We start from the raw sequence: 24,319 nt of genomic DNA on the forward strand, positions 1-24,319 counted from the left end.
TGAAAAAGACGAGCTAAACTTCCTAAACCAACATTAGCGGAACTTAATTCGATGCGTATCGACCATGCCCAGCTGCGCGCCCTGGCCGCGGTGATCCGCGAAGGCAGCTTCGACCGCGCCGCACAGTCGTTGAATGTCACGCCCTCGGCCATCTCGCAGCGGGTCAAGGCGCTGGAGGACCGGGTCGGCCGCCTGCTGGTCAAGCGCGGCACTCCGGCCACCGCCACCGCCGAGGGCCAGGTGCTGGTGCAGCTGGCCGAGCAGACCGCCCTGCTCGAACACGATGCCCTGCACCGTATGGGCCTGGCCGACGAGGACCTGCCCCAGGCAAGCATCCCGGTGGCGGTGAACCACGACAGCCTGGAGACCTGGTTCCCGCAGGCCGCCTCGCAGTTCGCGCAGAGCACCGGCACCACGCTGGACCTGCGCGTGGAAGACCAGGACCACACCGTCGAACTGCTGCGCCAGGGCACGGTGCTGGGCGCGGTGACCACCCTGGATGAGCCGGTGCAGGGCTGCCAGATCCACGCGCTGGGCAGCATCCGCTACGCGGCGACCTGTACCCCCGAGTTCCGCGAGCGCCATTTCGCCAAGGGCGTAACCGCGCAGGCGCTGGCGCAGGCCCCGGTGCTGGTATTCAACCGCAAGGACGAAATGCAGTCGCGCTTCGCCCGGCGCATGGCGGGCGACGACCTGCCCAGCACCGCGCCGACCTGGTGGATTCCGTCCACCCGCGCCTTCGTGCAGGCCAACCTGGGCGGCATGGGCTGGACCATGAACCCCCTGCCCTTGGTCAAGCGGCATCTGGACGCCGGGCGACTGGTCTACGTGCGCCAGCGCGCGTGGGAAGACGTGCCGCTGTACTGGCAGCATTGGAAGGGCGACGTGCAGACCATGGCCCTGCTGACCCGCGCGGTGCTGGATGCCTCCTCCGCGCTGATCCGGCGCAAGCGCTGAAAAGGGGACGGAGGGGATTAAGTCGTTCAAGACCCAAACGACATATCGGGCAAAGACGACTTAATCCCCTCCGTCCCCTTTTTGCTCCATCCAATCTCCACGCAACCTCCACACGGGGTCCATGCGTGATGCGGATACTGGTCGGCCGATCACTGCAAGGATGCCCTGCATGCCTGTATTCGTCCGCGATGCGCGCCCCGAAGATGCCGCCGCCTGCATCGACCTGCGCGGGCGCACCCGCGAGAACGCCTTCAGTGCCGCCCAACTGGCGGAACTGGGCATCACCGAGGACAGCTGGGCCGCCGGCATCGCCCAAGGCGATTCGATCGGCCGCGTCGCCTGGGAGGGCGAGCGCATGGCCGGTTACTGCTTCGCCGACCGCGACAGCGGCGAGGTGCTGGTGCTGGCCCTGCTGCCGGACTACGAAGGCCGCGGTATCGGCCGCCAACTGCTGCAGGACGTGGTGAGCCTGACCCGCGATGCCGGCCACCGGCGGCTGTTCCTGGCCTGCTCGGCCGACCCGCGATCGCGCTCGCACGGCTTCTACCGCCGCCTGGGCTGGCGCCCGACCGGCGAGATCGACGACGCCGGAGACGAGATTCTGGAGCTGGTCTGATTGAAGGCGTCGCCAGGCATGACCTGGCGCTATGGGTGACGGGCCGCGAAAGGCCGGATGCTGCGTTGCATCAAAAAAGGACCGGAACCGGTTAGAATCGCGCCAGGATGTTGCAAGGCGTTGTTTCTTCACGCCCTTTCCCTGCTTCATGCGCATCCTGACCTCCTCCCCTCCGCCAACGATCCCGCCCCCATGAAGAAATTTGGCAAGGCCCTGCTCGCCCTGCTCGTGCTGCTGTTGCTGGCCGCCGCGCTGTTCCTGTACTGGCCGCTGACCCAGCGCTCGGTGCCCGCCGCCAGCAACGACAAGCCCGTTGACGTTGTGCTGGTCGGCGCCGGCATCATGAGCATCACCCTGGCCACCTACCTGCAGGAACTGCAGCCGGACTGGAACATCCAGGTCTACGAACGCCTCGACGGCGTCGCCGGTGAAAGCTCCGATGGCTGGAACAACGCCGGCACCGGCCACTCGGCGTTCGCCGAACTGAACTACACCCCGGAACTGCCCGACGGCAGCATCGAGACCAAGCGCGCGGTCGGCATCGCCGAATCGTTCGAGGTCTCGCGCCAGTTCTGGTCGCACCAGGTCAAGCAAGGCCGGCTGAGCCAGCCCAGCGACTTCATCAACCCGACCCCGCACATGAGCTTCGTCTGGGGCGATGACAACATCGCCTACCTGCACAAGCGCCAGCAGGCCCTGGTGAAGAATCCGCTGTTCTACGGCATGCAGTACTCGGAAGATCCGGCGCAGATCAAGCAGTGGGCCCCGCTGCTGATGGAAGGCCGTGACCCGAAGCAGAAGGTTGCCGCGACCTGGATGCCGCTCGGCACCGACGTCAACTTCGGCGTGATCACCCGCCAGCTGACCACCGGCCTGCAGCGCAGCCCGAACTTCAGCCTGCATCTGAACCATGAAGTGAGCGCGCTGCGGCAGAACGCCGACAAGAGCTGGAACGTGACGGTGAAGGACCTCAAGGCCGGCACCGAATCCACCACCCACGCCCGCTTCGTGTTCATCGGTGCCGGTGGCGCCGCGCTCAAGCTGCTGCAGATGTCCGGCATTCCGGAATCGAAGGACTACGCCGGCTTCCCGGTCGGTGGCCAGTTCCTCGCCTTCCAGGGCCAGGACGTGACCTCGCGCCATGGCGTGAAGGCCTACGGCATGGCCGAGACCGGTTCGCCGCCGATGTCGGTGCCGCACCTGGATGCGCGCAAGCTGGACGGCAAGCCGGTGGTGCTGTTCGGGCCGTTCGCGCTGTACAGCACCAAGTTCCTCAAGCACGGCTCGTGGTGGGACCTGTATTCCTCGGTCACCCACAACAACGTCGGCCCGATGCTGGAAGTGGGCAAGGACAACCTGGACCTGGTGCAGTACCTGATGGGCCAGGCACGCCTGAACGATGCCGACCGCCAGGCCGAGCTGGTCAAGTACTTCCCCAATGCCAAGCCGGGTGACTGGAAGCTGGTCACCGCCGGCCAGCGCGTGCAGATCATCAAGCGTGATCCGCTGAAGGGCCCGGTGCTGCAGTTCGGTACCGAGATCGTGACCGACAAGGACCACACCCTCGCGGCCCTGCTCGGCGCCTCGCCGGGTGCGTCGACCTCGCCGCCGATCATGCTGGACCTGATGGCCAAGGCCTTCCCGGACCAGATGAAGGCCGGCTGGGAAACCCGCCTGCGCGAAATCGTGCCGTCGTACGGGCGCAAGCTCAACGACAATGCCGCGCTGGTCAACGAGATCCGCACGCTGACCAGCCAGACCCTGCACCTTCCCTACCTGGAAGTGCCGGTGGATGCCAACGCGGCAGCACCTGCACCGGCCGCAATTCCGGCTCCGGTCAAGGAAAAGCGCAACGCCAACGAGGAACTGCAGGCGCTGTAAGCCCGCCGTTTCCTTTCGACGCACACGGACGGCCACCTTTGGGTGGCCGTTCGTTTTTGGGGCGGCTCCCTGCTGTAGAGCCGAGCCCACGCTCGGCTCCAGCAAAAAGCAGCCGAGCATGGGCTCGGCTCTACAGAAGACGATGCCTGGTGCCGGAAAGCCGATGCACGATGACGCGAATTGTAATGCCGTTAAGAATTATTTACATTTGCGTCCTACGCAGTGACCGCGCCCCTCCCAGATGGACCTGATGTGCCCGAAGCCGCCGCCCCGGGTACTGGACGACTGCTGCCGCCCTTCCCCGCTTCCAAGCCTCGAGCCCACCATGTCCCTGACCCTGCGTAACCGCCTGCCCCGCCGCGCGCTGCTGCCGGCTGCCCTGCTTTCGTCGCTGTCCCTGCTGGCCGCGCCCAGCGCGTTCGCCGCCGCCGATGGCGCCGCCGATGCCAAGACCCTGGACCGGGTCAGCGTCCGTGCCGAGCAGTCCGCTCCGCCATCCAGCACCACCCGCCTGCCGATCACCCTGCAGGAAACCCCGCAGTCGGCCACGGCGATCAGCCTCAAGCGCCTGCAGGACGAATCACTGTTCAGCATCAACGATGTGATGCGCAACGTCACCGGCGTCAGCGTGTCCTTCTATGACACCCAGCGCCCGCTGTACTACGCGCGTGGCTTTGCCATCACCGACTTCCAGGTCGATGGCATTCCCACCTACAGCGGCTCCACCAACCAGGAATACGACACCGCCTTCTACGACCGCATCGAAGTGATCCGCGGCGCCAACGGCCTGCTCAGTGGCGCCGGCGTGCCGTCGGCCACGGTCAACCTGCTGCGCAAGCGCCCGGGCAAGGAGTTCGATGCCTCGTTCGCGGTCAGCGCCGGCAGCTGGGACTATCGGCGCATGGAGGCAGACGTGACCGCGCCGCTGACCGCCGACGGCCGTTTCCGCAGCCGCGTGGTCGCCGCCTACACCGATCGGGGCCTGTATTACGACCGCTACGACGAGAACAAGATGGCCGGCATGGCGGTGCTGGAAGGCGACGTCACCGACAGCACCACGATCACCCTCGGTTACCAGAGCCAGGACAACAACCCCACCGGTTCAACCTGGGGCACCGTGCCGTTCTTCGACAACCAGGGCAACTTCGCCCACCTGCCGCGTTCGACCAACCTGTCGCCGAAGTGGAGCTACTGGAAGCGCGAGAGCAACACCGCGTTCGCCAACCTGGAACAGCGCTTCGGTGACAACTGGCTGCTGAAGATCAACACCGCCTACACCCGTGGCAACGTGCAGAACGTGCGCCTGTACGGCACCGGCAACCCGGACCCGGTGACCGGCTCGGGCATCTACCTGCGTGCCGCCGCCGGTGATTCCAAGGACACCCGCCGCAATGTCGATGCCTACCTGTCCGGCAGCTTCGACCTGTTCGGCCGCGAGCACGACCTCACCGTTGGCGCACAGTGGTCGGACCTGGAAGGCACCACCAACACGCTTGCACTGAACTTCCCGAACGACTGGGCACGCTGCGGCGGCGAGCGCTGCTACTACATTCCCAACGTGTACAACTGGAACGGCGACATCTCCGAGGTGACCTACCGCCGCACCGGCGCGCGCCGCGTGGCCAAGACCACGCAGAGTGGCGTCTATCTGGCCACCCGTCTGCGCCTGGCCGATCCGCTGTCGCTGATTGCAGGCGCGCGCCTGAGCCGCTGGGAAACCCTCAGCCGCTCGTACAACGCCGCAGGCGCCTATACCGGCACCAGCGGCGCCTACAAGGTGAGCGATGAAGTCACCCCGTACGTGGGCCTGGTCTACGACATCACCCCGAACGTGTCCGCCTATGCCAGCTACACCGAGATCTTCAACCCGCAGAACTTCAAGGACCGCAACGAGAACCTGCTGGCACCGGTGCAGGGCTCGAACCTGGAGGCGGGCATCAAGACGCAGTGGCTGGATGGCCGCCTGACCGCCAATGCCGCCGTGTTCGAGGCCAAGCAGGACAACTACGCAGTGCGCGACATGGGCGTGCCGGAAGGTTCGCTCAGCGATGGCACCTCCGCCTACGTCGGCGTCAACGGCACCAAGGCGCGCGGCTGGGAGATGGACGTCAACGGCGAGATCCTGCCGGGCTGGACGGTCAATGCCGGCTACACCCACGTCAAGGTCACCCGAGCGGCTACCGACCTGCTGTACGCCAATCCGCCGAAGGATCTGTTGCAGCTCAACACCCAGCTGCAGCTGCGCGGCGCGCTGGAACGCCTGAGCGTTGGCGGCGGCCTGCAGTGGCAGAGCAAGGTGCAGGGCTACAACATCGCCTACCCGCTGGGCGGCACGGTCACGGTGAACCAGCCGGCCTACATGCTGGTGCAGTTCAATGCCAACTACCGCATCAGCGACAGCTGGACCGCAACGCTGAGCGTGCGCAACGCACTGGACAAGACCTACTGGGCGAATCTGGACTACAACAACTACGGCGAACCGCGCTTCGTGTCGGCCAGCCTGCGCTGGAAGTTCTGAGCCACCCGCAAACCGGTGGGTGCCTGGTGGGTGCCGACCGTTGGTCGGCACGCCCTCCGCCACGACCCACCGTCGTGGCCTACCTGAATGGGCCCGCCTTCGTGCGGGCCCTTCTTTTTGCTGCACTGCAGGTTGCACCCCTCTTCATAATTATGCCGTAATTACACCGACACCAATCGGAAGCCGGTCGATGAACCCGAGCTGGGATACGTTGGAACGCAGCCGCCAGGCCCGCCTGGAACGTGCCGCGCCGTGGGCCCGGGGACGCGAGGTCGCCGCCACCGATGTGGGCGAGCTGCTGCACGCACTGCTGGAGCCAGGCGACAAGGTCTGCCTGGAGGGCAACAACCAGAAGCAGGCCGACTTCCTCGCCCAGGCCCTGGCCGACCTCGACCCGGCACGGGTGCATGACCTGCACATGGTGCAGTCGGTGCTCTCCCTGCCCTCGCACCTGGATGTATTCGAGCGTGGTATCGCTTCGAAACTGGACTTCTCGTTCTCCGGCCCGCAGTCGGTGCGGCTGGCCAACCTGGTGGCTGAAGGGCGCATCCAGATCGGTGCCATCCACACCTACCTGGAACTGTTCGGCCGCTACTTCATCGACCTGACCCCGCGCGTGGCCCTGGTCGCCGCGCAGACCGCAGACCGCCACGGCAACCTCTACACCGGACCGAACACCGAAGACACGCCGGTGATCGTCGAAGCCACCGCCTTCGGTGGCGGCATCGTCATTGCCCAGGTCAACGAAATCGTCGACACCCTCCCCCGCGTCGACATTCCCGCTGACTGGGTCAACTTCGTGGTGCAGGCACCGAAGCCGAACCATATCGAACCACTGTTCACCCGCGACCCGGCGCAGATCTCCGAGATCCAGGTGTTGATGGCGATGGTGGCCATCAAGGGCATCTACGCCGAGTACGGCGTCAACCGCCTCAACCATGGCATCGGCTTCGATACGGCGGCCATCGAACTGCTGCTCCCCACCTACGCCGAATCGCTCGGCCTGAAGGAAAAGATCTGCCAGCACTGGGCACTGAACCCGCATCCGGCGCTGATTCCGGCCATTGAATCGGGCTTCGTGAAGTCGGTGCACTCATTCGGTTCGGAACTGGGCATGGAGAAATACATCGCGGCGCGAGGCGATGTGTTCTTCACCGGCGCCGATGGCTCGATGCGTTCCAACCGCGCGTTCTCACAGACCGCCGGCCTGTATGCCTGCGACATGTTCATCGGTTCCACACTGCAGATAGACCTGCAGGGCAACAGCTCCACCGCCACCCGCGACCGCATCGCCGGGTTTGGCGGTGCACCGAACATGGGCTCGGATGCGCGAGGTCGTCGCCACGCCAGCGATGCCTGGATCAAGGCCGGGCAACAGGCTGCACGCCCGGGCGAGATGCCGCGCGGGCGCAAGCTGGTGGTGCAGATGGTGGAGACCTTCCGCGAGCACATGGCGCCGGCCTTCGTTGAACGCCTCGATGCGTGGGAACTGGCCGAACGCGCGGACATGCCGCTGCCGCCGGTGATGATCTATGGTGACGACGTCAGCCACGTGCTGACCGAGGAAGGCATCGCCAACCTGCTGCTGTGCCGCACCCCTGAGGAGCGCGAGCAGGCGATCCGTGGCGTGGCCGGCTATACCGCCGTCGGCCTCGGCCGGGACCGCGCGATGGTGGAAAACCTGCGCGACCGCGGCGTGATCCGCCGTCCCGATGACCTGGGCATCTCCGTGCGCGATGCCAGCCGTGACCTGCTGGCGGCGCGTTCGGTGAAGGACCTGGTGCGCTGGTCCGGCGGACTGTACGACCCGCCCAAGCGCTTCCGCAACTGGTAAAGGGCTGAGCATGGAAACCCTCGACTATCGATTCGAAGGACACACTGCGGTGCAGTTTCCGCGCGATGCGGTGCTGGTCGGCGTACTGGCCTCGGGCAACCTGGAAATCCTGCTGGAGCCGGCGGCGCAGGACGGCGCGATGACGGTGCGCATCATCACCGCCGCACAGGGCTTCGGCGCCATCTGGCAGGCGGTGATCGCCGATTTTGCCCAGCGTCACCCGCTACGCGACGTGCGCGTCTCGATCAACGATGCCGGCGCGACGCCGGCCGTGGTCAGCCTGCGCTTGGACCAGGCCGTGGAAACCCTGCTGGCCGGAGGCACGCCATGAGCCACGTGCAACGCCACAGCTATTACGAAGCCGATGCACGCGAACGCATCGCCGGCCTGGTCGATGCCGGTTCGTTCCGCGAATTCCTCGGCCCCGCACGGCGCGTGATGAGCCCGCACCTGGCCCAGCTCGACCAGCCGGCTGCCTTCGACGATGGCATCGTCGCCGGCGAAGCCACGCTGCAGGGAAGACGCGTGCTGCTGGCCGCACAGCAGGGTGAATTCATGGGCGGCGGCGTGGGCGAGGTGCATGGCGCCAAGTTGACCGGGCTGCTGCGCCGTGCGGCGGCAACCCGCCCTGACGGTGTGCTGCTCCTGCTCGACACCGGCGGCGTGCGCCTGCACGAAGCCAATGCAGGGCTCATCGCCATTTCCGAGATCATGCGCGCCACCCTGGACGCGCGTGCAGCGGGCGTGCCGGTGATCGCGCTGATCGGCAGCGGTAACGGCGCCTTCGGCGGCATGGGCATCGTGGCCCGCTGCTGCAGCACGGTCATCATGTCCGAAGAAGGACGTCTGTCGCTGTCCGGGCCGGAAGTGATCGAGACCGTGCGTGGCGTGGAAGAGTTCGATTCCCGCGACCGCGCACTGGTCTGGCGCGTGACCGGTGGCAAGCACCGCTACCTGATCGACCAGGCACAGGTGTTGGTGCCCGACGCCATCGAGGCCTTCGCCCGCGCCGCCGCCGATGCATTGCAGGCCGACGCTGCCAGCCGTGATACCGACACCGCACTGAGCGCCCTGCAGGCGCGCCACGCCGCATTGAAGGCACGCGTGCAGGCCTGGGGCGACTGCCGCGATGGACTGGAGATCTGGGCGCGGCTGGGCATTCCCCACCCCGAACGCCTGCCACTGCTCGACACCGATGAGTTCCTCATCGCCACCGCCGACCGGAGCCTCCCATGAGCATGCAACTGCAGAGCCTGCTCGATGCCCTGTTCCCGCAGGGGCATGCGATTGCGGTGAACGATTCGGTGCTGACCGGCAGCGCTACCACCGAGGACGGCGAGGTGACCGTGATCGGTACCGCCGACAAACTCGAAGTCGGCGTGGACCACGCACTGGCACTGGCCGGGATGGTGCTGGCCAGCACCCGCGTACATCCTCAGCGGCCGATCGTGATGCTGGTGGATACCGCCGGCCAGCGCCTGGCGCGGCGCGACGAACTGCTTGGCATCAATGGTTACTTTGCGCATCTCGCGCAGACGCTCGATCTGGCACGCCGCCGTGGTGCGCAACTGGTCACGCTGGTCTACGGTGAATCCGTCAGTGGCGGCTTCCTCTCATTCGGTCTGATGGCCGACCACATCCACGCCCTGCCCGATGCACAGGTGCGGGTGATGGACCTGCGCGCGATGGCACGGGTGACCAAGCAGCCGCTGGAGAAGCTGCAGTCGCTCAGCCAGACCTCACCGGTGTTCGCACCGGGCGTGGAAAACTACGTAGCGATGGGTGCGGTGGACTCGATCTGGAACGGCAACCTGGCCGCCCACCTGCTGCAGGCACTGCGCACGCCCGCCGATGGCGACCGCCGCGCCGTGCGCGGAGCCGAACGTGGCGGGCGCATGCTGGCCGCACGCGTGGCTGCTGCCGTGAGCCAGGGCGATGCCTGAGCGGCTGCCCCGCCATACGCTGGTCTGGCTGTCAGCGCACGCCGGCTGGCAGGCGGACATTGCCGCGCATGAGTCGCGCTTGGCCGATTGGTTTGCGCAGGGCCGGCCGGCCATCGTCGCGCGACGTGCCGCCGATGATGCGGACCCCCGCCTGCGTCTGGGCGTGCCGCTACCGCCCGTCGAGGGCAAACTGCGCCTGGCCCTGCGCGTACCAGCACACGATGTGCTGCGCACCGCGCCGCCGCCGACACTTCAGACGGTGCTGGAAGGCGACGTTCCACAGGACTGGCAGCGGCCCCTTGAAGTGCTGCAGAACATCGCTGGGGCGCGCGTAATCGGTGCCTTCGCGTGGCAGCACCTCACTGGCCTGCGCTATGTGCACGCGCGCTCGGACGTCGATCTGCTGTGGCCGATCGACACCACCGCGCAGGCCGATGCCCTGGCTGCACGGCTACAGGCATGGGAAGCCGAACACGACCGGCGGGTCGATGGCGAGCTGTGCCTGGGCGGCGACGCCGCCGTGAACTGGCGCGAGTACGCCGGACGCAGCCGCGAGGTACTGGTCAAGCGCCTCGATGGTGCCGCACTGGAACCACGCGAGGCATTGTTCGCCTCCGCCGGGGTGAGCGCATGAACGCCGTCGTGCAACCGGCGGTCAGGCCGGCAGCTGCCGTGGACACCGCGCGTCTGGGGCGCCTCGCCGTCGCCAGCCTGCATGCGGAGCTGGCGCTGGCGCCCAAGCCCGGACTGGTCACACCCTTCGACACCGGCAGCCATCACGACATGGACGCCGGCACGTTCCTGCGCAGCCTGTTCGCGCTGCGCCACTATTTCACCGCCGTGGCATACCTCGGTGCAGCCGGGGCGGACTTCGACGCCTTGCGCCGGTGTGGCATCGCCGCCGAAACCGCGATGCAGCGCGCGACCGCCGGCATCAATACCCACCGTGGCGCGGTCTTCAGTCTCGGCCTGCTGGTGGCGGCCGCCGCGGCCTGTCGCTCCCACCTGGGCCATGCCGCCACGGGTGAGCAGGTCTGCCAGGAAGTGCGCCGTTGGGCTGCCGAGCTCGCCGGCGCACCTCTGGATGCGAACAGCCCTGGCCAGCGCGCGCGCGCGCGGCACGGCGTGCAAGGTGTGCGCGAACAGGCGGCCACCGGCTACCCGCTGCTGCGCGACGTGGCACTGCCTACCCTGCGCCACGCACTGGCCAGCGGCCTGCCACGCGAGGCCGCGATGTGCCAGACCCTGATGCAGCTGATCGCGTGCGTGGATGACCTCAACCTGCTGCACCGTGGCGGCGCCGACGGCCTGCGCTGGGCCCAGCGGCAGGCGCGCCGTTTTCTGCGGGACGGCGGTACCTTCGTACCCGGCTGGCAGGCACACCTGCACGACATCGGCGAGGGCTTCGTCGCGCGCCGCCTGAGCCCGGGTGGCAGCGCCGACCTGCTGGCCTGCAGCTGGTTCCTGCTGCAGCAGGAGGGCGCATGAGCCTGGCCCTGCTCTGCCCCGGGCAAGGTGCGCAGCACGCCGCGATGTTCGAGCGCGTGCGCGATCTGCCTGCCGCGCACAACGTACTGGAGGCTGCCAGCGCAGTGCTTGGACGCGATGTGTTCGCGGCGGCCGCTGACGAATCGCGCTTCGGCAATGCACTCGCTCAGCCCCTGCTGTGTGCAGCCAGCCTCGCGCACTGGCAGGGACTTCGCGAAGCAGTGCCAGCACCGGTGCTGGTGGCCGGCTACAGCATCGGTGAACTGGCGGCGCATGTGGTTGCCGGCAGCGTTGATGCGAGCACCTGCCTGAGCCTGGCCGCGCAGCGCGCGCGGCTGATGGATGCCGCCAGCCCTGCCGATGCAGGCATGCAGGCCGTGCTGGGGCTGGAGCGCCATACCCTGCAGCCGCTGTGTGATGCACACGGCGCACATGTGGCCATCGCCAACGGCCGAGATCACTTCATCGTCGGCGGCACGCAGGCCGCTCTGCAGGCGCTGGCCGATGACGCTCGCGCGCAGGGTGCGGAGATCCGCCCGCTACCGGTGCATGTGCCCGCGCATACGCCGCTGCTCCGCTCTGCTGTCGCAGCGTTCGCCGCCGCACTCGATGCCTCGGCGCTGCAGGGCCCACGCCTGCCGCTGCTGGCCGGCATCGATGCGCGTCCGGTGCGGGATCGCGCAACGGCGGTCCACACGCTGTCGTTGCAACTGGCGCAGACCATCGAGTGGGCGCAGGTGATGCGCCAGGCCTACGAGCGCGGTGCGCGGGTGTTCCTGCAGCTGGGCCCGGGCAATGCCTTGGCCCGCATGGTCGCGTCCGATTATCCGTGCTGCGAGGTGCGCGCGGTGGAGGAATTCCAGAGCCTCGACGGCGCGGCGGGCTGGGTCCGCAGCGCGCTGGAGCGGCTGCAGTAACGGGTTCGAGCAGTACGCAACACGCAGTACGTCGCCTTACCCCGGGATGGCGGGTCTCCATCCGCGCTGTACGTGAGTCACGTGTCTGGGAGGGCGCATGAGTCCACAAATCGCAACGATCATCGGTCTGGTGATCATGTTCATCGTCGCCACGGCGATGCCGATCAACATGGGCGCCGTTGCCTTCGCGCTGGCCTTCATCATCGGTGGGCTGTGGGTCGACATGGGCGGCAAGGAGGTCCTGGCCGGCTTTCCCGGCGATCTGTTCCTGACCCTGGTTGGCATCACCTACCTGTTCGCCATCGCGCAGAAGAACGGTACCATCGACCTGCTGGTGCACTGGGCGGTGAAAGCGGTACGCGGCCATATCGTGGCCATTCCGTGGGTGATGTTCGTCATCACCGCGGTCCTCACCGCCTTCGGCGCACTCGGCCCCGCCGCGGTGGCGATCATCGGGCCGGTCGCGCTGCGCTTTGCCAAGCAATACAACATCAACCCGCTGATGATGGGCCTGCTGGTCATCCACGGTGCGCAGGCCGGCGGCTTCTCGCCCATCAGCGTGTACGGCAGCATCACCAACGGCGTTGTGCAGAAGGCCGGGCTGGAAGTGACCGAGATGGCGGTGTTCCTGACCAGCCTGGGCTTCAACTTCATGATGGCCACGATCTGCTTCTTCGCTTTCGGTGGCGTCGCCCTGCTGCGGCGTGGCTCGATCACCGCAGCAGGAACGATCAGCACTGCCGAACTGGCGATGGCCGGTGGCCCGCAGGCGTCGTCGCGCCAGTTCGCGATCGAAGGCCATGGCGCGCTGGTCGCAGCAGGCGGCGGCACGCTCAGCAATGATCCGGCGGCACTGGACGCGGTGGGCCTGACCCGCGAGCGGTTGTTCACCCTGATCGGCCTGCTCGGCCTGGGCGTGGCCGCGTTGATCTACAACCTCAACGTCGGCCTGGTCTCGATCACCGTGGCGGTGGCGCTGGCGCTGTTGTCGCCACAAAGCCAGAAGGGTGCGGTCGATGGCATCAGCTGGTCCACCGTGCTGCTGATCTGCGGCGTGGTGACCTACATCGGCGTGCTGGAACATGCCGGCGCGGTGGACTTCATCGGCAACGGCGTGTCCGACATCGGCATTCCGCTGCTGGGCGCGCTGCTGGTCTGCTACGTCGGCGGCATCGTCTCCGCATTCGCTTCCTCGGCGGCGGTACTGGGCGCCACGATTCCGCTGGCGGTGCCGTTCCTGCTGCAGGGCCACCTCAGCGCCGCCGGCGTGATCTGCGCGCTGGCGGTGTCGTCCACCATCGTCGATGTCAGCCCGTTCTCGACCAATGGCGCACTGGTGGTGGCCTCGGCCGCGAAGGAAGAACGCGAGACCCTGTTCCGCCGCTTCCTGGTCTACAGCGGGCTGGTGGTCGCGCTGGGGCCGCTGCTGGCCTGGCTGGTGTTCGTGGTGCCCGGCTGGATGTAACCACCCAGCGGTAGTGCCGGCCGCTGGACGGCAATCTCATGAAGCCATCCAGCGATCACGGGTTGCCGGCCAGCGGCCGGCACTACCTGGCGGTACACTTCCTCCATGGCCATTGCCCCTGCCCCGCGATCACCGAAGAAGCGCGCGCCTCTGTATGAAGAGGTGGCCGACCACGTGCGCGAGCGCATCTACGACTACCGGCTGCCGCCGGGCGAGTGGATCGACGAGCCCGCGCTGTGCGAAGAACTGGGCATCAGCCGCACGCCGCTGCGCGAGGCCTTGAAGCTGCTGGCCGCCGAAGGCCTGGTACAGATCGACGCAGGTCGTGGCAGCCGGGTCACCCGGTTGACGCTGGAAGACCTCAACCAGCTGTTCCCGGTAATGGCCATGCTGGAAGGCCGTTGCGCACACGAGGCGGTCAGGCACATCGATGATGCCGGCGTGCAGCAGCTGGAAGACCTGCATGCAGCGATGGAAACCGCGGCGGCCGAGGGCAACATTGCCGAGTACTACCGCAACAACTACCTGATCCACGAAACCGTGCAGCATTACGCGGGCAATCCGTGGCTGATCCGCATCACCCACGACCTGCACCGCATCCTGAAGATGCATCGCGGCCGCCAGCTGCTGACTCCAGGCCGCACCGCGCAGTCGCTGGCCGAACACCGCGAGTTGATGGAGTGCTTCCGCCGCCGCGACGCGCAGGCTGCCGAACGCACCATGGAACGCCATCTGCTCAGCCAGGGCCAGGCCCTGGCCGCCTATGTGGCAGCGGGCGGGCTGTTGAACGTGCCGGCGCCGTTGCCGACCGAAGGCGGCGGTTGAGCGGATGAGGGTGTCGGCCAGCGGCCGGCATCCTGGAACATCTCGTCAATCGCCACCACCGCAGCTGCCGCCGTCACCGCTGCCACCGTCGCTGCTGCAGTCGGAGCTGCTGTAGCTGTGATGGCTGTGGTTGTCACTGGCATAGCCAACGGAGGTGTCATGGCTTCCGCCGCCATCCCCCCGGCTGCCGGAGCCATCGGCCGTGGCCACTGCCAGGCACAGGATGGCGCCGACCAGCGGCAGCAGCCATACCAGCAGCAGCTGCACCGTCCGGCCGCCCGCCGACACCTCTTCGCGCCCCAGCACCACGAAGGTGGCGACGAGGTTCAAGCCCAATACCAGGGCGACCAAGACCAGGGTTACCACCAGCATGGCGCAGCTCCTTGAGCAGGGGGGGGCATACCTACCGCGACTGATCCATTGGTTGCAGCGCGGCTTTTCCATCGGATTTCCGCTCGAATAAATACTCTGCGAGGCTATCGATAAATGTTGACCAAGCATTTTAGTCAGACCTGCAGGAATTCTACAAACCATCTTGCGCGAGCCGGACATCCTCCGGTTCGCTTAGCAATTCAAGATGTCTGATATAGCAGCTGGCCGCTCCTGACCTACTCCTTCTACACCGTTCTATCTCCAGCTACTTCGGCCCATCACGCAGACTTCTGACAATCCTATTCCAGTAGCGCACAGCCTCAAAATGCTGCTCTCTCGTCAACCAGGCTTTGTTCTCAGGGCTGACCGGATCACCACCAACGATAACGGGTCTAAGCTCGAACAGCTCCATGCCTTTAGGGCGTGCGTGCTTATCCAGGCCAATCATTCTCGCTCTGCCAATTGCGCAAATAAATCCGGAAGGTCGGCCGCTACCACGATGGCGTATTGACGATCCATGCCTATAAAAGGAATCATTACTACCGGCATAGCGACATCCCACATGTCGAATCCATACGCTTCTCCTCCCCCGCTGGAGCCGAACAAAAATACACCGGGCGCATCCGTCTCGACTTCATATTCACGATTGAAATCAACCAGCTCTTCTGCCCTCCAAAAAATTATGTAGTTATCGCCAATGAATCCTTCGCCGCCGTCGTGAATCTTAAGGAATTCAAGGTAGCTCTTAGGGAGTGCCGTTCTCAAGTCTTCTGGCAGGCTATCAATGGCCGAAAGTTGAGCTGGACCATTGAGCTGTCCTTCTGTTAGTTGATATTTCATCGCTATTTTCCTGAAACTCTCTGCAATTGTTTCCACCAAGGAGTCACCTCCTGCCAATGAGCCAGGTGCGCTCTTCAAATACGGAACTGCTGCCGTTCTCTGCATAGTAGGTGTCGGCAATGCAAAGTGGCACTGGCTCGTCATCGATGAAGATGGTTCGGAGTCTGGCAGGACAGCTCTCAAACGGTTCGAGTCGACACCCTACCTTGAAGGCGATGATATGCCCCCACCGACGCCGCGGTTCGCCCTGCCTGTCATGAAGATGGGACAATGTAGGGCGCGCCGGCCTGTCTCCGGGCCGCCGGCGCCCCCCGCACTACACGGAAGAAGAAGAACAACAACATGCTGAAAGTCATTTTCGATACCGACCCGGGCGTCGACGACGCCCTGGCGCTGCTGTACCTGCACAAGCACCCGCAGATCGACCTGATCGGCGTCACCACCACCTTCGGCAACGCCTCGGTGGAATCGACCACGCACAACGCGCTGTACCTGAAGCAGGCCTGGGGCTTTGCCGCACCGGTCGCGCGCGGTGCCGGTGGCCCGCTGCAGCCGGAAGCCACCCCGGAAGCCTGGCCGGTGCACATCCATGGCCACAACGGCCTGGGCAACCACCCGGTGCCGGCCGAACTGGACGTGACCGCCGACGCGCGCCCCGCCCACCAGCTGATCATCGACCTGGTCCGCGCCCATCCGGGCGAGGTGACCCTGGTCGCGGTCGGCCGCATGACCAACCTGGCCCTGGCCCTGCAGCAGGCGCCGGACATCGCCAGCCTGGTGCGCGGCGTGGTGCTGATGGGCGGCGCCTTCCACGTCAACGGCAACATCACCCCGGCCGCCGAGGCCAACATCTGGGGTGACGCCGAAGCGGCCGACGTGGTGTTCACCACCGATTGGCCGGTCACCGCGATCGGCCTGGACGTGACCACCCGTGTGGAAATGGACCGTGATGGCCTGGATAAGCTGGCCGCACTCGGCGGCGCCGACGCCGAGCTGGTCCGTGCACTGTCGCAGGACTACGTGGACTTCTACCTGCAGGCCGGCCACAAGGGCATGGTCGTGCACGACTGCTGCGCCTGCATTGCCCTGACCCGTCCGGAGCTGTTCCAGTTCGAGCGTGCCAGCGTGCGCGTGGCCACCGACGGCGTTGCCCGTGGCATGACCATTCCGAAGCCGGAAGGCATGGGCTTCGGCCCCAGCGTGTGGGATGGCCACGTGCTGCAGTCCGTCGCCATCGGCGTGGATGCGGCCGCGGTACTGGCCGACATCGAGCAGACCCTGAAGGTCTGATCGGCTAGCGTCTGGCCCTGCCTGGGACGGTCTCGGGCAGGGTCCACAGCACCGGCAGCACCAGCACTGCCACCAGCGCGATCATCGCGCCCGGTGCCGCCGCCCAGCCGCTGCGTTCCACCCACCATTGCGCCAGCCACGGCGTCGCGCCGCCGAACACCGCAGTGGCCATGGTCACACCCAGTGCCAACCCGCTGACCCGGCCTTCGCCCGGGAACTGCTCGGCCGTGGCCGGGGCCGCGACCGCACTGACACCACCGGCCACGCAGGCCAGCAGCACGGCGGCCAGTGTGATGCCCAGCGCCGTCGCCTGCGCCATCCACGCGAACAGGGACAGCGGCAGCAGCGCTGCCAGCACGGTCAGGCCCAACAACACCGGCCGTCGTCCGACGCGGTCCGACAATGCGCCACACAGGGGCGTGATCGCGATCACTGCCACCGCCGCGATCGTCGACAGCCACAGTGCGTCACCCTCATTGTGGCCCTGCGCGTGCAGGAATGCAGGCACATAGGTGATGCCCACGTAGTAAGTGATCGACCCCAGCGCCGAGATCGCGAAGGTGCGTGCCACCGCTAGCGGATGGTTGCGCAGTACGTGGCGAAGCGGTGTAGCCGGAATGCTGCCCTCGCGCCGCTGGCGCTCGAACTCCGGCGATTCGTGCATGCCCGAGCGTGCGACCAGGATCACCAGTGCCAGCGCCGCGCCGACGAAGAACGGAATCCGCCAGCCCCAGCTGTCCAGCTGCACGGTGGGCAGCAGCGCGACGGTAAGTGCAGAGATCGCCACAGCCACCAGGGCGCCCACTTCGCTGGCGGCCGAGGCCAACGAGGTCACCAGGCCGCGTCGGCGCGCCGGTGCGCTTTCCAGCAGGTACGCCACCACCCCGGTGTACTCACCGCCCACCGAAAACGCCATCACGCAGCGCAGGATCAGCAGCAGCACGCCGGCCGTCGTACCGGCCGTGGCCGCTGTCGGCAGCAGTGCAGTGGCCAGCATCGCCGCTGCCATCAACGCCATCGACGCCAGCAGCATCCAGCGCCGGCCCAGGCGGTCGCCCAGGTGGCCGAAGCACAGCGCGCCCAGTGGACGCATCAGGTAGGACACCGCGAAGCCGGCAAGCGTGACGAGCAGCGCCTGCTCGCCACCACCGAAGAACACCCGCGACAACACCGTGGCGAAGTACAGGTACAGGGTGAAGTCGTACCACTCCACCACCGTGGACAGGCCGGCCACCCACATCGAGCGCTGCCGCGCCGCGGTCATTGCTTGTTCGCCTTCAACAGCCTCGTTCCCGTGGGTGCAGGTTCCTGGCAGGGTGTCACGACCCGGGTGAAATGCCGGTCATCGGCCATCCATCGGCTGCATGTACTGCGTCTCGTGCCCGGTGAAGCGCTCACCGTCAAAGCCAAAGCAGAACCGCCCTTCCTCGAACGCGCGATAGACAAGCAACGCACCATCCAGGCAGAACTGCTGCCGGTCTACGCCCGTTTCCAGGGTTCCGTAGCGGATGGCGTCTCCGCCCTTCTCCGCTGGCCCGGTGAAGGCATCGATCGGTAATGGCGTGGCGCGTCCGGTGCGCGTGTCGACCAGCACCACCGAGCGCTGGAAGAACCCGGGGCGATCATCGACCTGCACCAGCAGGTAGTGCTGGTTGAAGTTGGGCTTTTCGTTCCTGAGGGCTTCCTCGATGCGCGCCACGTGCTGCGCATCGCAGAAATCGATCGGGCTGTAGCGATAGCTGCATCCGTCGTGGTCGTAGGGCAGGTTCATGCCGGAATAGCTCACGCCTGCCTGGTCGCCCAGGCCGTCTCCCGGTTCCGGCGTGCTGCACAGCAGCCACGAGCGCTGTGCATCCTCGGGATCGGCCATCAATTTCGGCTCGCGTCCCGCCTCGTAGGCCGCACCACCCGGGAAATCCTGCCCGAACTGATGGCGGACAATCGAGCGTGCCCTCTCCAGCGGCAGGCCGATCTTCGCACCACGAAATGAAACGAACGTCATCGTCGGAAGGATCACCTCCTCCACCGGCAATCCTTTCCATTGCCCCCGCACGCAGAACGTGGCGATCTCGTTTTCCTCATCCACCTTGCAGGGTGTCGACGCGTCCTCGGCCAGCCAGGGATGGGCCGGACGCCCAGTCTGATGATCGATGTGCCAGCCGTCCAGCGCGCAGGTCGGCAAGGCATCGAGGAGCGGAGAGAGGTCTGTTGCCGTGGCCGGGGCGGCAAGCGATGTGCCCCCTGCGGGTGTCCCGGTCAGCGCATCCGGTGTGCGCTGACATGCGGCCAGCACGAGTAGACCGACCAGCAGCGCGACGTGGCGCGCACGCTGGATTGAATGCTGCGTTCCCTGCATTGCGTGTTTCCTGGTTTCGACACCCGCTAGATGATCGCCGATCCCGAGGCCATGCAGGTGCGTGGATGCATTGACCCCGCCAGTTACCCCGGCAGCTGCAATTCGGCCCGCAGGCCACCGCCCTCACGGTTGTGCAGCCGCAGCGAGCCGCCCAGCGACTGCGCCAGCTGCACGGCGATGGCCAGACCCAGCCCGGTGCCGCCGGTATCGCGGTTGCGTGAGCTTTCCAGCCGATGGAACGGTGCCAGCACCGCCTGCAGCTGGTCCTCCGGGATGCCGGGGCCGCGGTCGGACACGCTGATCCACGGCCGGCCTGCTGCATCGCGCCCCGCCTCGATCTCGGCACTACCGGCGTAGCGCAACGCGTTGTCGACCAGGTTGCCGACCACCCGCCGCAGCGGCTGCGGCCAGGTCTGCGCGGTCAGGCCTGTGGGTGCGCCACCACTGACCGCCTTGCCCATGTCTTCATAGTCGCCCACCACGCTGGCCAGGAACGCGCCAAGATCCATCGCCACTGGCGCGCCACTGGCCACGTGGCTGCTGCGCGCGTAGGCCACGCCTTCGCGCACCAGTTGCCCCAGGTGGTCCAGGTCATCCAGCAGGCGCTGCTGGGTGGCATCTTCGGGCAGGGTTTCCACGCGCAGCTTCATGCGCGTGATCGGCGTCTGCAGATCGTGCGAGATGGCCGCCAGAATCTGCAGCCGCTCGCTGACATGGCCACGGATCCGCGCCTGCAGTGCATTGAGCGCGGCTGCGGCCGTGCCCACTTCGGCGGGGCCGTCTTCGGGCAGCATCGGTGCGTCCTTGCCAGGCTGCAGTTGCTCGACGGCGTGCGAGAGCTGCCGCAGCGGGCGCAATGCCAGCCGCACCGCCAGCCAGGCGCATACCAGCAGCAGGGCCAGCTGCACCAGCAGCACGGCCGGCAGCCAGCGCGCCAGCGGCAGGCCCGACGGTGTGACTTCGATGGTCAACGGTGAACCGTCGTGCAGGCGCAGCTCCACTTCAAAACGTTCCGGCAGCCGTGCCACCTGCCGCGCCTGCAGCGGATAGCGGTGTTCCAGACTGTCATCGATGATGGCGGTGACCTGGCGCGCACGATCGGTTTCCAACGCCGGGCCGGCCTGTGCCGGGCGCAACAGGTAACGGTACGTGCGCCGCTCCAACCGCGGCACCCAGGCCTGGCGCTGGTCGGCCGGCAGGTGTTCCAGCAGGGCCACGCTCACTGCTGCATCCTCGTCCAGGTTGCGCAGCATCATGCTGCGGGTGGACTGGTAGCGTTCGTAGAACAACAGGCCGAAGGACAGCGCATGGGCCAGGATCAAACCGCCCAGCAGCACCAGCAGCAGGCGCGCCGACAGCGTGCGCGGCCACGGCAGGCGGCGCGCGCGGGCGTTCATTCCTCCGGCCCCAGCAGCTGCACCGGCACGCTGAACACGTAGCCTTCGCTGCGCACGGTCTTGATGTAGGTGGGCTCACGCGCGTCATCGCCCAGGCGCTGGCGCACGCGGCTGACCAGGAGATCGATGGAACGATCGAACAGTTCTGCATCACGGCCCTGGGTAAGGCTGAGCAGCTGGTCGCGGCTGAGCACACGGTTGGCGTGGTCGAGAAACACGCGCAGCAGTCGGAATTCCGCACCGCTGAGCGGATAGGCGGTGTCCTGCGCATCCAGCAGATGGCGGGCAGTGGTATCCAGGCGCCAGTCGCCGAAGGCCAACTGGCGGCCGGCTTCACTCACCTGCAGGTTCGGCGGCAGCATCTGCGTGCGCCGGATCACCGCATTGATGCGCGCCAGCAGTTCGCGTGAGGAGAACGGCTTGGTCACGTAGTCATCGGCGCCCATTTCAAGGCCGATGATGCGGTCGGTTTCGTCGTCGCGGGCGGTCAGCAGCACCACCGGCACCGCGCGATGCTTGCCGGCACGCAGGTTGCGGCACAGGCTCAACCCGTCCTCGCCGGGCATCATCACGTCCAGCACCACCAGGTCCACCGCGTGGGTGTCCATCAGCGCGCGCATCGCACGGCCGCCATCGGCCTGGCTGACGCGCAGGCCGTTGCGCTGCAGGTAGTCGGCCAGCATCTGGCGGATCTCGCTGTCATCGTCGACGACAAGGATGTGCGGTACGTGGTTCATTGCGTTCTCGATGAAGACGGAGGTCAAGGCCGCGCGGCGCGGCCATGGTAGCGCGGCTCAGGGGCTGGCCAGCAGGCGCTGGATCTCGCTCTCGGTACGTGCGTAGTCGCCCTCACCGTAGTGGCGGTAGACCACCCTGCCCTGCCGGTCGACCAGGTAAAGCGCCGGCCAGAAGCGGTTGCCCCAGGCGTTCCAGATCCGGTACTGGTTGTCCTGCACCACCGGCCAGGTGATATCCAGCCGCGCGATGGCCTTGCGCACATTGCCGGGCAGGCCTTCGTAGGCGAACTCCGGAGTATGCACGCCGATCACCTGCAGCCCCTGCCGCGCGTAACGTGCATGCCACTGGTGCACATGCGGTGCCACGTTGAGGCAGTTGCTGCAGGCGTAGGTCCAGAACTCGACCAGCACCACCTGCCCACGCAGTTGATTCAACGCGAGCGGTGGGCTGTTGTGCCAGGGCCCGCCGCCATCGAACCCGGCAGCAGGAGCGGCCTGCGCCGGATGCGCACCGGCCTCCGGGCTGGGCAAGGCCATCAGCAGCGCCGCCCCACCCAGCAGGCCCAGCAGCAACGGCAGTACATACACACGCAGCGCGTCCATCGTTCAGCCTCCCTGCTCGGCCAGCGGCAGTTCGGCCGGCTTCACGCCTGCGGCTTCCAGAATGCTGTCAGCCACCTGAGCCGGGTGCGAGAGCAGCGACACATGGCTGCTGCCGATCGATTGCAGCTGCGCGCCAATGCGCTTTGCGGTGGCCGCCTGCAGTTGCGGCGACAACATGCGGTCGTCACGGCTGAGCACGTACCAGCTCGGCTTGCTGCGCCACGCGGCCACAGTGACGGACTCACCCAGCGCGCTGGCCTTCAATGGCACCTGCGTGCTGTACAACAGTGCAGCGGTCTTCTTCATCACATCCGGTGCGAAGTCCTGGGCGATGGCGTCGGCTGGCAGGGTCAGGTAACCGTCCTTCTCCTGCAGGCGCGTCAGGCCCGGGCCGACCGGATAGCCCTCGCCCTGCTGTGCCGATGACTGCCCGGCATCCGGTGCGAATGCGGCCACGTACACCAGCGCCTGCACCTTGGGATCGTTGCCCGCTTCGGTGATGACCGTGCCGCCCCAGCTGTGGCCGACCAGCACGACCTTGCCCGGCGCGGCGGCAATCGCGCGACGGGTGGCGGCCACATCGTCGGCCAGCGAGGTGAGCGGGTTCTGCACGGCCACCGCAGGCAGTTTCCAGTCATGCAGGGTGGTGATGACCTTGTTCCAGCTGGAGCCATCGGCGAAGGCACCGTGGACCAGGATGACGGTGGGCGCGGCGCCGGCATCGGCCTCGGCGGCGAATGCCGGCGTCGCGACGCCGGCAAGGGCGAGGGCAGCGGCGAGCAGGGTGGTGCGGATCATGGGTGGCACTCCGGTGTTGGGAGTGGCCATTTCCGCCTGGGGGTGTATCGGCGCTGTTTCGCTGCGAGGCAGAGTTGTACCGGACTGTAGGGCGGCGGCGGATTTCTACAGTTGGATACATTCGGCCGCTGGGCATGGCCCGGCGAACGCCCGACGCGGCGTCTTTGTATCTGACTGTACGAACCCCCTGACACAGCCACAGTCGCTGACAAAACCCCGGGCAACAGCACACGTTGCCGATACCTGCGTGGCTCGGAATGGCCTCCATCGACCACTGGCCCGCAGGACACTCCCATGATCAGCTCCGCTTCTTCCGTGTATACACCCCGCCTGGACGCCGTCGGCCGCTGGCTCTCGCCATTGGCGCTGCGCGCCCTGCTGGCCTGGGAGTTCTTTGAATCGGGCCGCGAGAAGCTGGGCGGACAGAACTGGTTCGCCGACCTGGAAGGGCGTTTCCCGTTCCCGTTCTCCACCCTGCCTGCGTCACTCAACTGGCAGCTGGCCACCTGGCTGGAACTGGTGGGCGCGGTGATGCTGCTGCTGGGCCTGGCCACGCGCTCGGTGGCCTACATCTTCTGGGTGCTGACCCTTGTCGCCATCGCTGCAGTGCACTGGCCGGACCAATGGAACAGCCTGGGTGAGCTGTGGCAGGGCTACGCAATCACCGACCAGGGCTACGGCAACTTCAAGCTGCCGCTGCTGTTCCTGGCCATGCTGCTGCCGCTGATCCTCAACGGCGGCGGTGCACTCAGCCTGGACCGCCTGCTGGCCGGCCCGCAGCGCGCCGCGGCGGGCAACGACGGCCTCGGCTGGGGCGTGAGCCTGATCGCCCTGCTGCTGCCGGTCGCCGCGCTGCTGCCCGGTATCGGTTTCGGTGGCGCACTACTCGGCGGCGCCCTGCTGCTGGGTTACCGACTGCGCCGTCGCCGCAACGCCTGATCCGCTTCACCCCTTCCCGCGCTTCTTCCCTTCGTTTCCGTCGCCTTCAAGCGGCGTCCATCCCGCACGCCCTGCGTGCCCATCCAAGGAGTCATCACCATGTCCGTCTCGACCAAGAACACCGCTGCTTCCCGTCTGCCGCGCATCGGCGCCATCGGCATCGCCCTGGCCGGTGGCCTGCTGCTGGCCGGCCAGGCGGCCGCGATCCAGCCACTGGCCATCGGTGCCGTGGCCATGAGCGCCGCCGCCGAAGGCAAGTGCGGTGAAGGCAAGTGCGGCGCCAACAAGGCCGCCACTGGCAAGCCTGCCGCCAAGACCAAGGTGGCCGAAGGCCAGTGTGGCGAAGGCAAGTGCGGCGACGCTTCGTTTGCCCGCACCGACCGTGACCACGACGGCCGAGTCTCGCGTGCCGAGTTCAACGCCGTGGCGGCCAAGCGCGCCGCTGAATTCGACCGCATCGACACCGACCACGACGGCTACATCAGCGAACAGGAGGCGCACGACTACCTGCGCAGTGTCTACACCGCCAACGGCAAACCGATG

At 66.8% G+C, this 24,319-nt stretch carries 24 protein-coding genes; 16 read left to right on the top strand and 8 right to left on the bottom strand.

The window, feature by feature from the left end; all coding sequences use genetic code 11:
• Positions 1-51 precede the first annotated feature (51 nt).
• From N5D45_RS12005 to N5D45_RS12065, 13 genes are all read left to right on the top strand, one after another.
• A complete protein-coding gene (locus tag N5D45_RS12005) occupies positions 52-957 on the top strand; it encodes a LysR family transcriptional regulator ArgP (RefSeq protein ID WP_006424060.1) in 906 nt (301 codons plus the stop codon).
• Between the two features lie 169 nt (positions 958-1,126).
• Complete coding sequence (locus N5D45_RS12010; RefSeq protein WP_019336987.1) at positions 1,127-1,573, top strand: GNAT family N-acetyltransferase; 447 nt, start codon at positions 1,127-1,129, stop codon at positions 1,571-1,573.
• Positions 1,574-1,765: 192 nt separating this feature from the next.
• Positions 1,766-3,454 (top strand): malate dehydrogenase (quinone), encoded by a 1,689-nt coding sequence (mqo, locus tag N5D45_RS12015; RefSeq protein ID WP_279939016.1) that lies wholly within the window; start codon positions 1,766-1,768, stop codon positions 3,452-3,454.
• A gap of 325 nt (positions 3,455-3,779) precedes the next feature.
• Complete coding sequence (locus N5D45_RS12020) at positions 3,780-5,972, top strand: TonB-dependent siderophore receptor (protein WP_279939018.1); 2,193 nt, start codon at positions 3,780-3,782, stop codon at positions 5,970-5,972.
• Positions 5,973-6,162: 190 nt separating this feature from the next.
• The gene (mdcA, locus tag N5D45_RS12025; protein WP_279939019.1) at positions 6,163-7,806 is read left to right on the top strand and encodes a malonate decarboxylase subunit alpha; all 1,644 of its coding nucleotides are present in this window, start codon (positions 6,163-6,165) and stop codon (positions 7,804-7,806) included.
• A gap of 10 nt (positions 7,807-7,816) precedes the next feature.
• Entirely contained in the window at positions 7,817-8,137 is a 321-nt protein-coding gene (gene mdcC, locus N5D45_RS12030; protein ID WP_279939021.1) for a malonate decarboxylase acyl carrier protein, read from the top strand.
• A complete protein-coding gene (locus N5D45_RS12035) occupies positions 8,134-9,042 on the top strand; it encodes a biotin-independent malonate decarboxylase subunit beta (RefSeq protein ID WP_279939022.1) in 909 nt (302 codons plus the stop codon). Before mdcC ends, N5D45_RS12035 begins: the two co-directional genes overlap by 4 nt.
• A gap of 2 nt (positions 9,043-9,044) precedes the next feature.
• The gene (gene mdcE / locus N5D45_RS12040) at positions 9,045-9,749 is read left to right on the top strand and encodes a biotin-independent malonate decarboxylase subunit gamma (RefSeq protein ID WP_057502710.1); all 705 of its coding nucleotides are present in this window, start codon (positions 9,045-9,047) and stop codon (positions 9,747-9,749) included.
• Positions 9,742-10,383 (top strand): malonate decarboxylase holo-[acyl-carrier-protein] synthase, encoded by a 642-nt coding sequence (gene mdcG, locus N5D45_RS12045; protein ID WP_010483417.1) that lies wholly within the window; start codon positions 9,742-9,744, stop codon positions 10,381-10,383. The genes mdcE and mdcG overlap by 8 nt, the downstream gene beginning before the upstream one ends.
• Positions 10,380-11,237, top strand: coding sequence for a triphosphoribosyl-dephospho-CoA synthase MdcB (mdcB, locus tag N5D45_RS12050; protein WP_057502680.1), 858 nt, complete (start codon positions 10,380-10,382; stop codon positions 11,235-11,237). Before mdcG ends, mdcB begins: the two co-directional genes overlap by 4 nt.
• Positions 11,234-12,154, top strand: a complete 921-nt coding sequence (gene mdcH, locus N5D45_RS12055) for a malonate decarboxylase subunit epsilon (protein ID WP_057502679.1) — start codon at positions 11,234-11,236, stop codon at positions 12,152-12,154. The genes mdcB and mdcH overlap by 4 nt, the downstream gene beginning before the upstream one ends.
• 97 nt (positions 12,155-12,251) lie before the next feature.
• On the top strand, positions 12,252-13,619 hold the full coding sequence (locus tag N5D45_RS12060) for an SLC13 family permease (protein WP_057502678.1): 1,368 nt from the start codon (positions 12,252-12,254) through the stop codon (positions 13,617-13,619).
• A 105-nt stretch (positions 13,620-13,724) separates the two neighbouring features.
• Positions 13,725-14,444 carry a GntR family transcriptional regulator gene (locus N5D45_RS12065; protein WP_049414197.1) on the top strand — a complete coding sequence of 240 codons (720 nt, stop codon included), beginning with the start codon at positions 13,725-13,727 and terminating at the stop codon, positions 14,442-14,444.
• Between the two features lie 45 nt (positions 14,445-14,489).
• Here N5D45_RS12065 and N5D45_RS12070 read toward each other — a convergent pair whose 3' ends face one another.
• Positions 14,490-14,816 (bottom strand): hypothetical protein, encoded by a 327-nt coding sequence (locus N5D45_RS12070; protein ID WP_197657155.1) that lies wholly within the window; start codon positions 14,814-14,816, stop codon positions 14,490-14,492.
• A 444-nt stretch (positions 14,817-15,260) separates the two neighbouring features.
• Positions 15,261-15,656: an SMI1/KNR4 family protein gene (locus N5D45_RS12075; protein ID WP_134735523.1), complete on the bottom strand. Its 396-nt coding sequence runs from the start codon at positions 15,654-15,656 to the stop codon at positions 15,261-15,263.
• Between the two features lie 342 nt (positions 15,657-15,998).
• On the opposite strand from N5D45_RS12075, the gene N5D45_RS12080 reads away from it, so the two are divergent.
• Complete coding sequence (locus N5D45_RS12080) at positions 15,999-16,946, top strand: nucleoside hydrolase (protein ID WP_197657154.1); 948 nt, start codon at positions 15,999-16,001, stop codon at positions 16,944-16,946.
• Between the two features lie 4 nt (positions 16,947-16,950).
• On the opposite strand, the gene N5D45_RS12085 is transcribed toward N5D45_RS12080, so the two are convergent.
• From N5D45_RS12085 to N5D45_RS12110, 6 genes are all read right to left on the bottom strand, one after another.
• Positions 16,951-18,210 (bottom strand): MFS transporter, encoded by a 1,260-nt coding sequence (locus N5D45_RS12085; protein WP_279939023.1) that lies wholly within the window; start codon positions 18,208-18,210, stop codon positions 16,951-16,953.
• A gap of 78 nt (positions 18,211-18,288) precedes the next feature.
• Positions 18,289-19,302, bottom strand: a complete 1,014-nt coding sequence (locus tag N5D45_RS12090; RefSeq protein WP_197657152.1) for a hypothetical protein — start codon at positions 19,300-19,302, stop codon at positions 18,289-18,291.
• An 83-nt stretch (positions 19,303-19,385) separates the two neighbouring features.
• Positions 19,386-20,699: an ATP-binding protein gene (locus N5D45_RS12095; RefSeq protein WP_197657151.1), complete on the bottom strand. Its 1,314-nt coding sequence runs from the start codon at positions 20,697-20,699 to the stop codon at positions 19,386-19,388.
• A complete protein-coding gene (locus N5D45_RS12100; protein ID WP_010483437.1) occupies positions 20,696-21,436 on the bottom strand; it encodes a response regulator transcription factor in 741 nt (246 codons plus the stop codon). Before N5D45_RS12100 ends, N5D45_RS12095 begins: the two co-directional genes overlap by 4 nt.
• Before the next feature lie 57 nt (positions 21,437-21,493).
• Positions 21,494-22,039, bottom strand: a complete 546-nt coding sequence (locus N5D45_RS12105; RefSeq protein WP_197657150.1) for a redoxin family protein — start codon at positions 22,037-22,039, stop codon at positions 21,494-21,496.
• 3 nt (positions 22,040-22,042) lie between these two features.
• Positions 22,043-22,837, bottom strand: coding sequence for an alpha/beta hydrolase (locus N5D45_RS12110; protein WP_010483441.1), 795 nt, complete (start codon positions 22,835-22,837; stop codon positions 22,043-22,045).
• A 294-nt stretch (positions 22,838-23,131) separates the two neighbouring features.
• On the opposite strand from N5D45_RS12110, the gene N5D45_RS12115 reads away from it, so the two are divergent.
• Entirely contained in the window at positions 23,132-23,776 is a 645-nt protein-coding gene (locus tag N5D45_RS12115) for a DoxX family protein (protein ID WP_010483443.1), read from the top strand.
• A gap of 99 nt (positions 23,777-23,875) precedes the next feature.
• The coding region (locus N5D45_RS12120) for an EF-hand domain-containing protein (protein ID WP_279939024.1) at positions 23,876-24,319 on the top strand (444 nt) is incomplete at its 3' end.

The organism is Stenotrophomonas sp. GD03819 (genome assembly GCF_029841665.1).
GTDB classification, from domain to species: domain Bacteria; phylum Pseudomonadota; class Gammaproteobacteria; order Xanthomonadales; family Xanthomonadaceae; genus Stenotrophomonas; species Stenotrophomonas geniculata.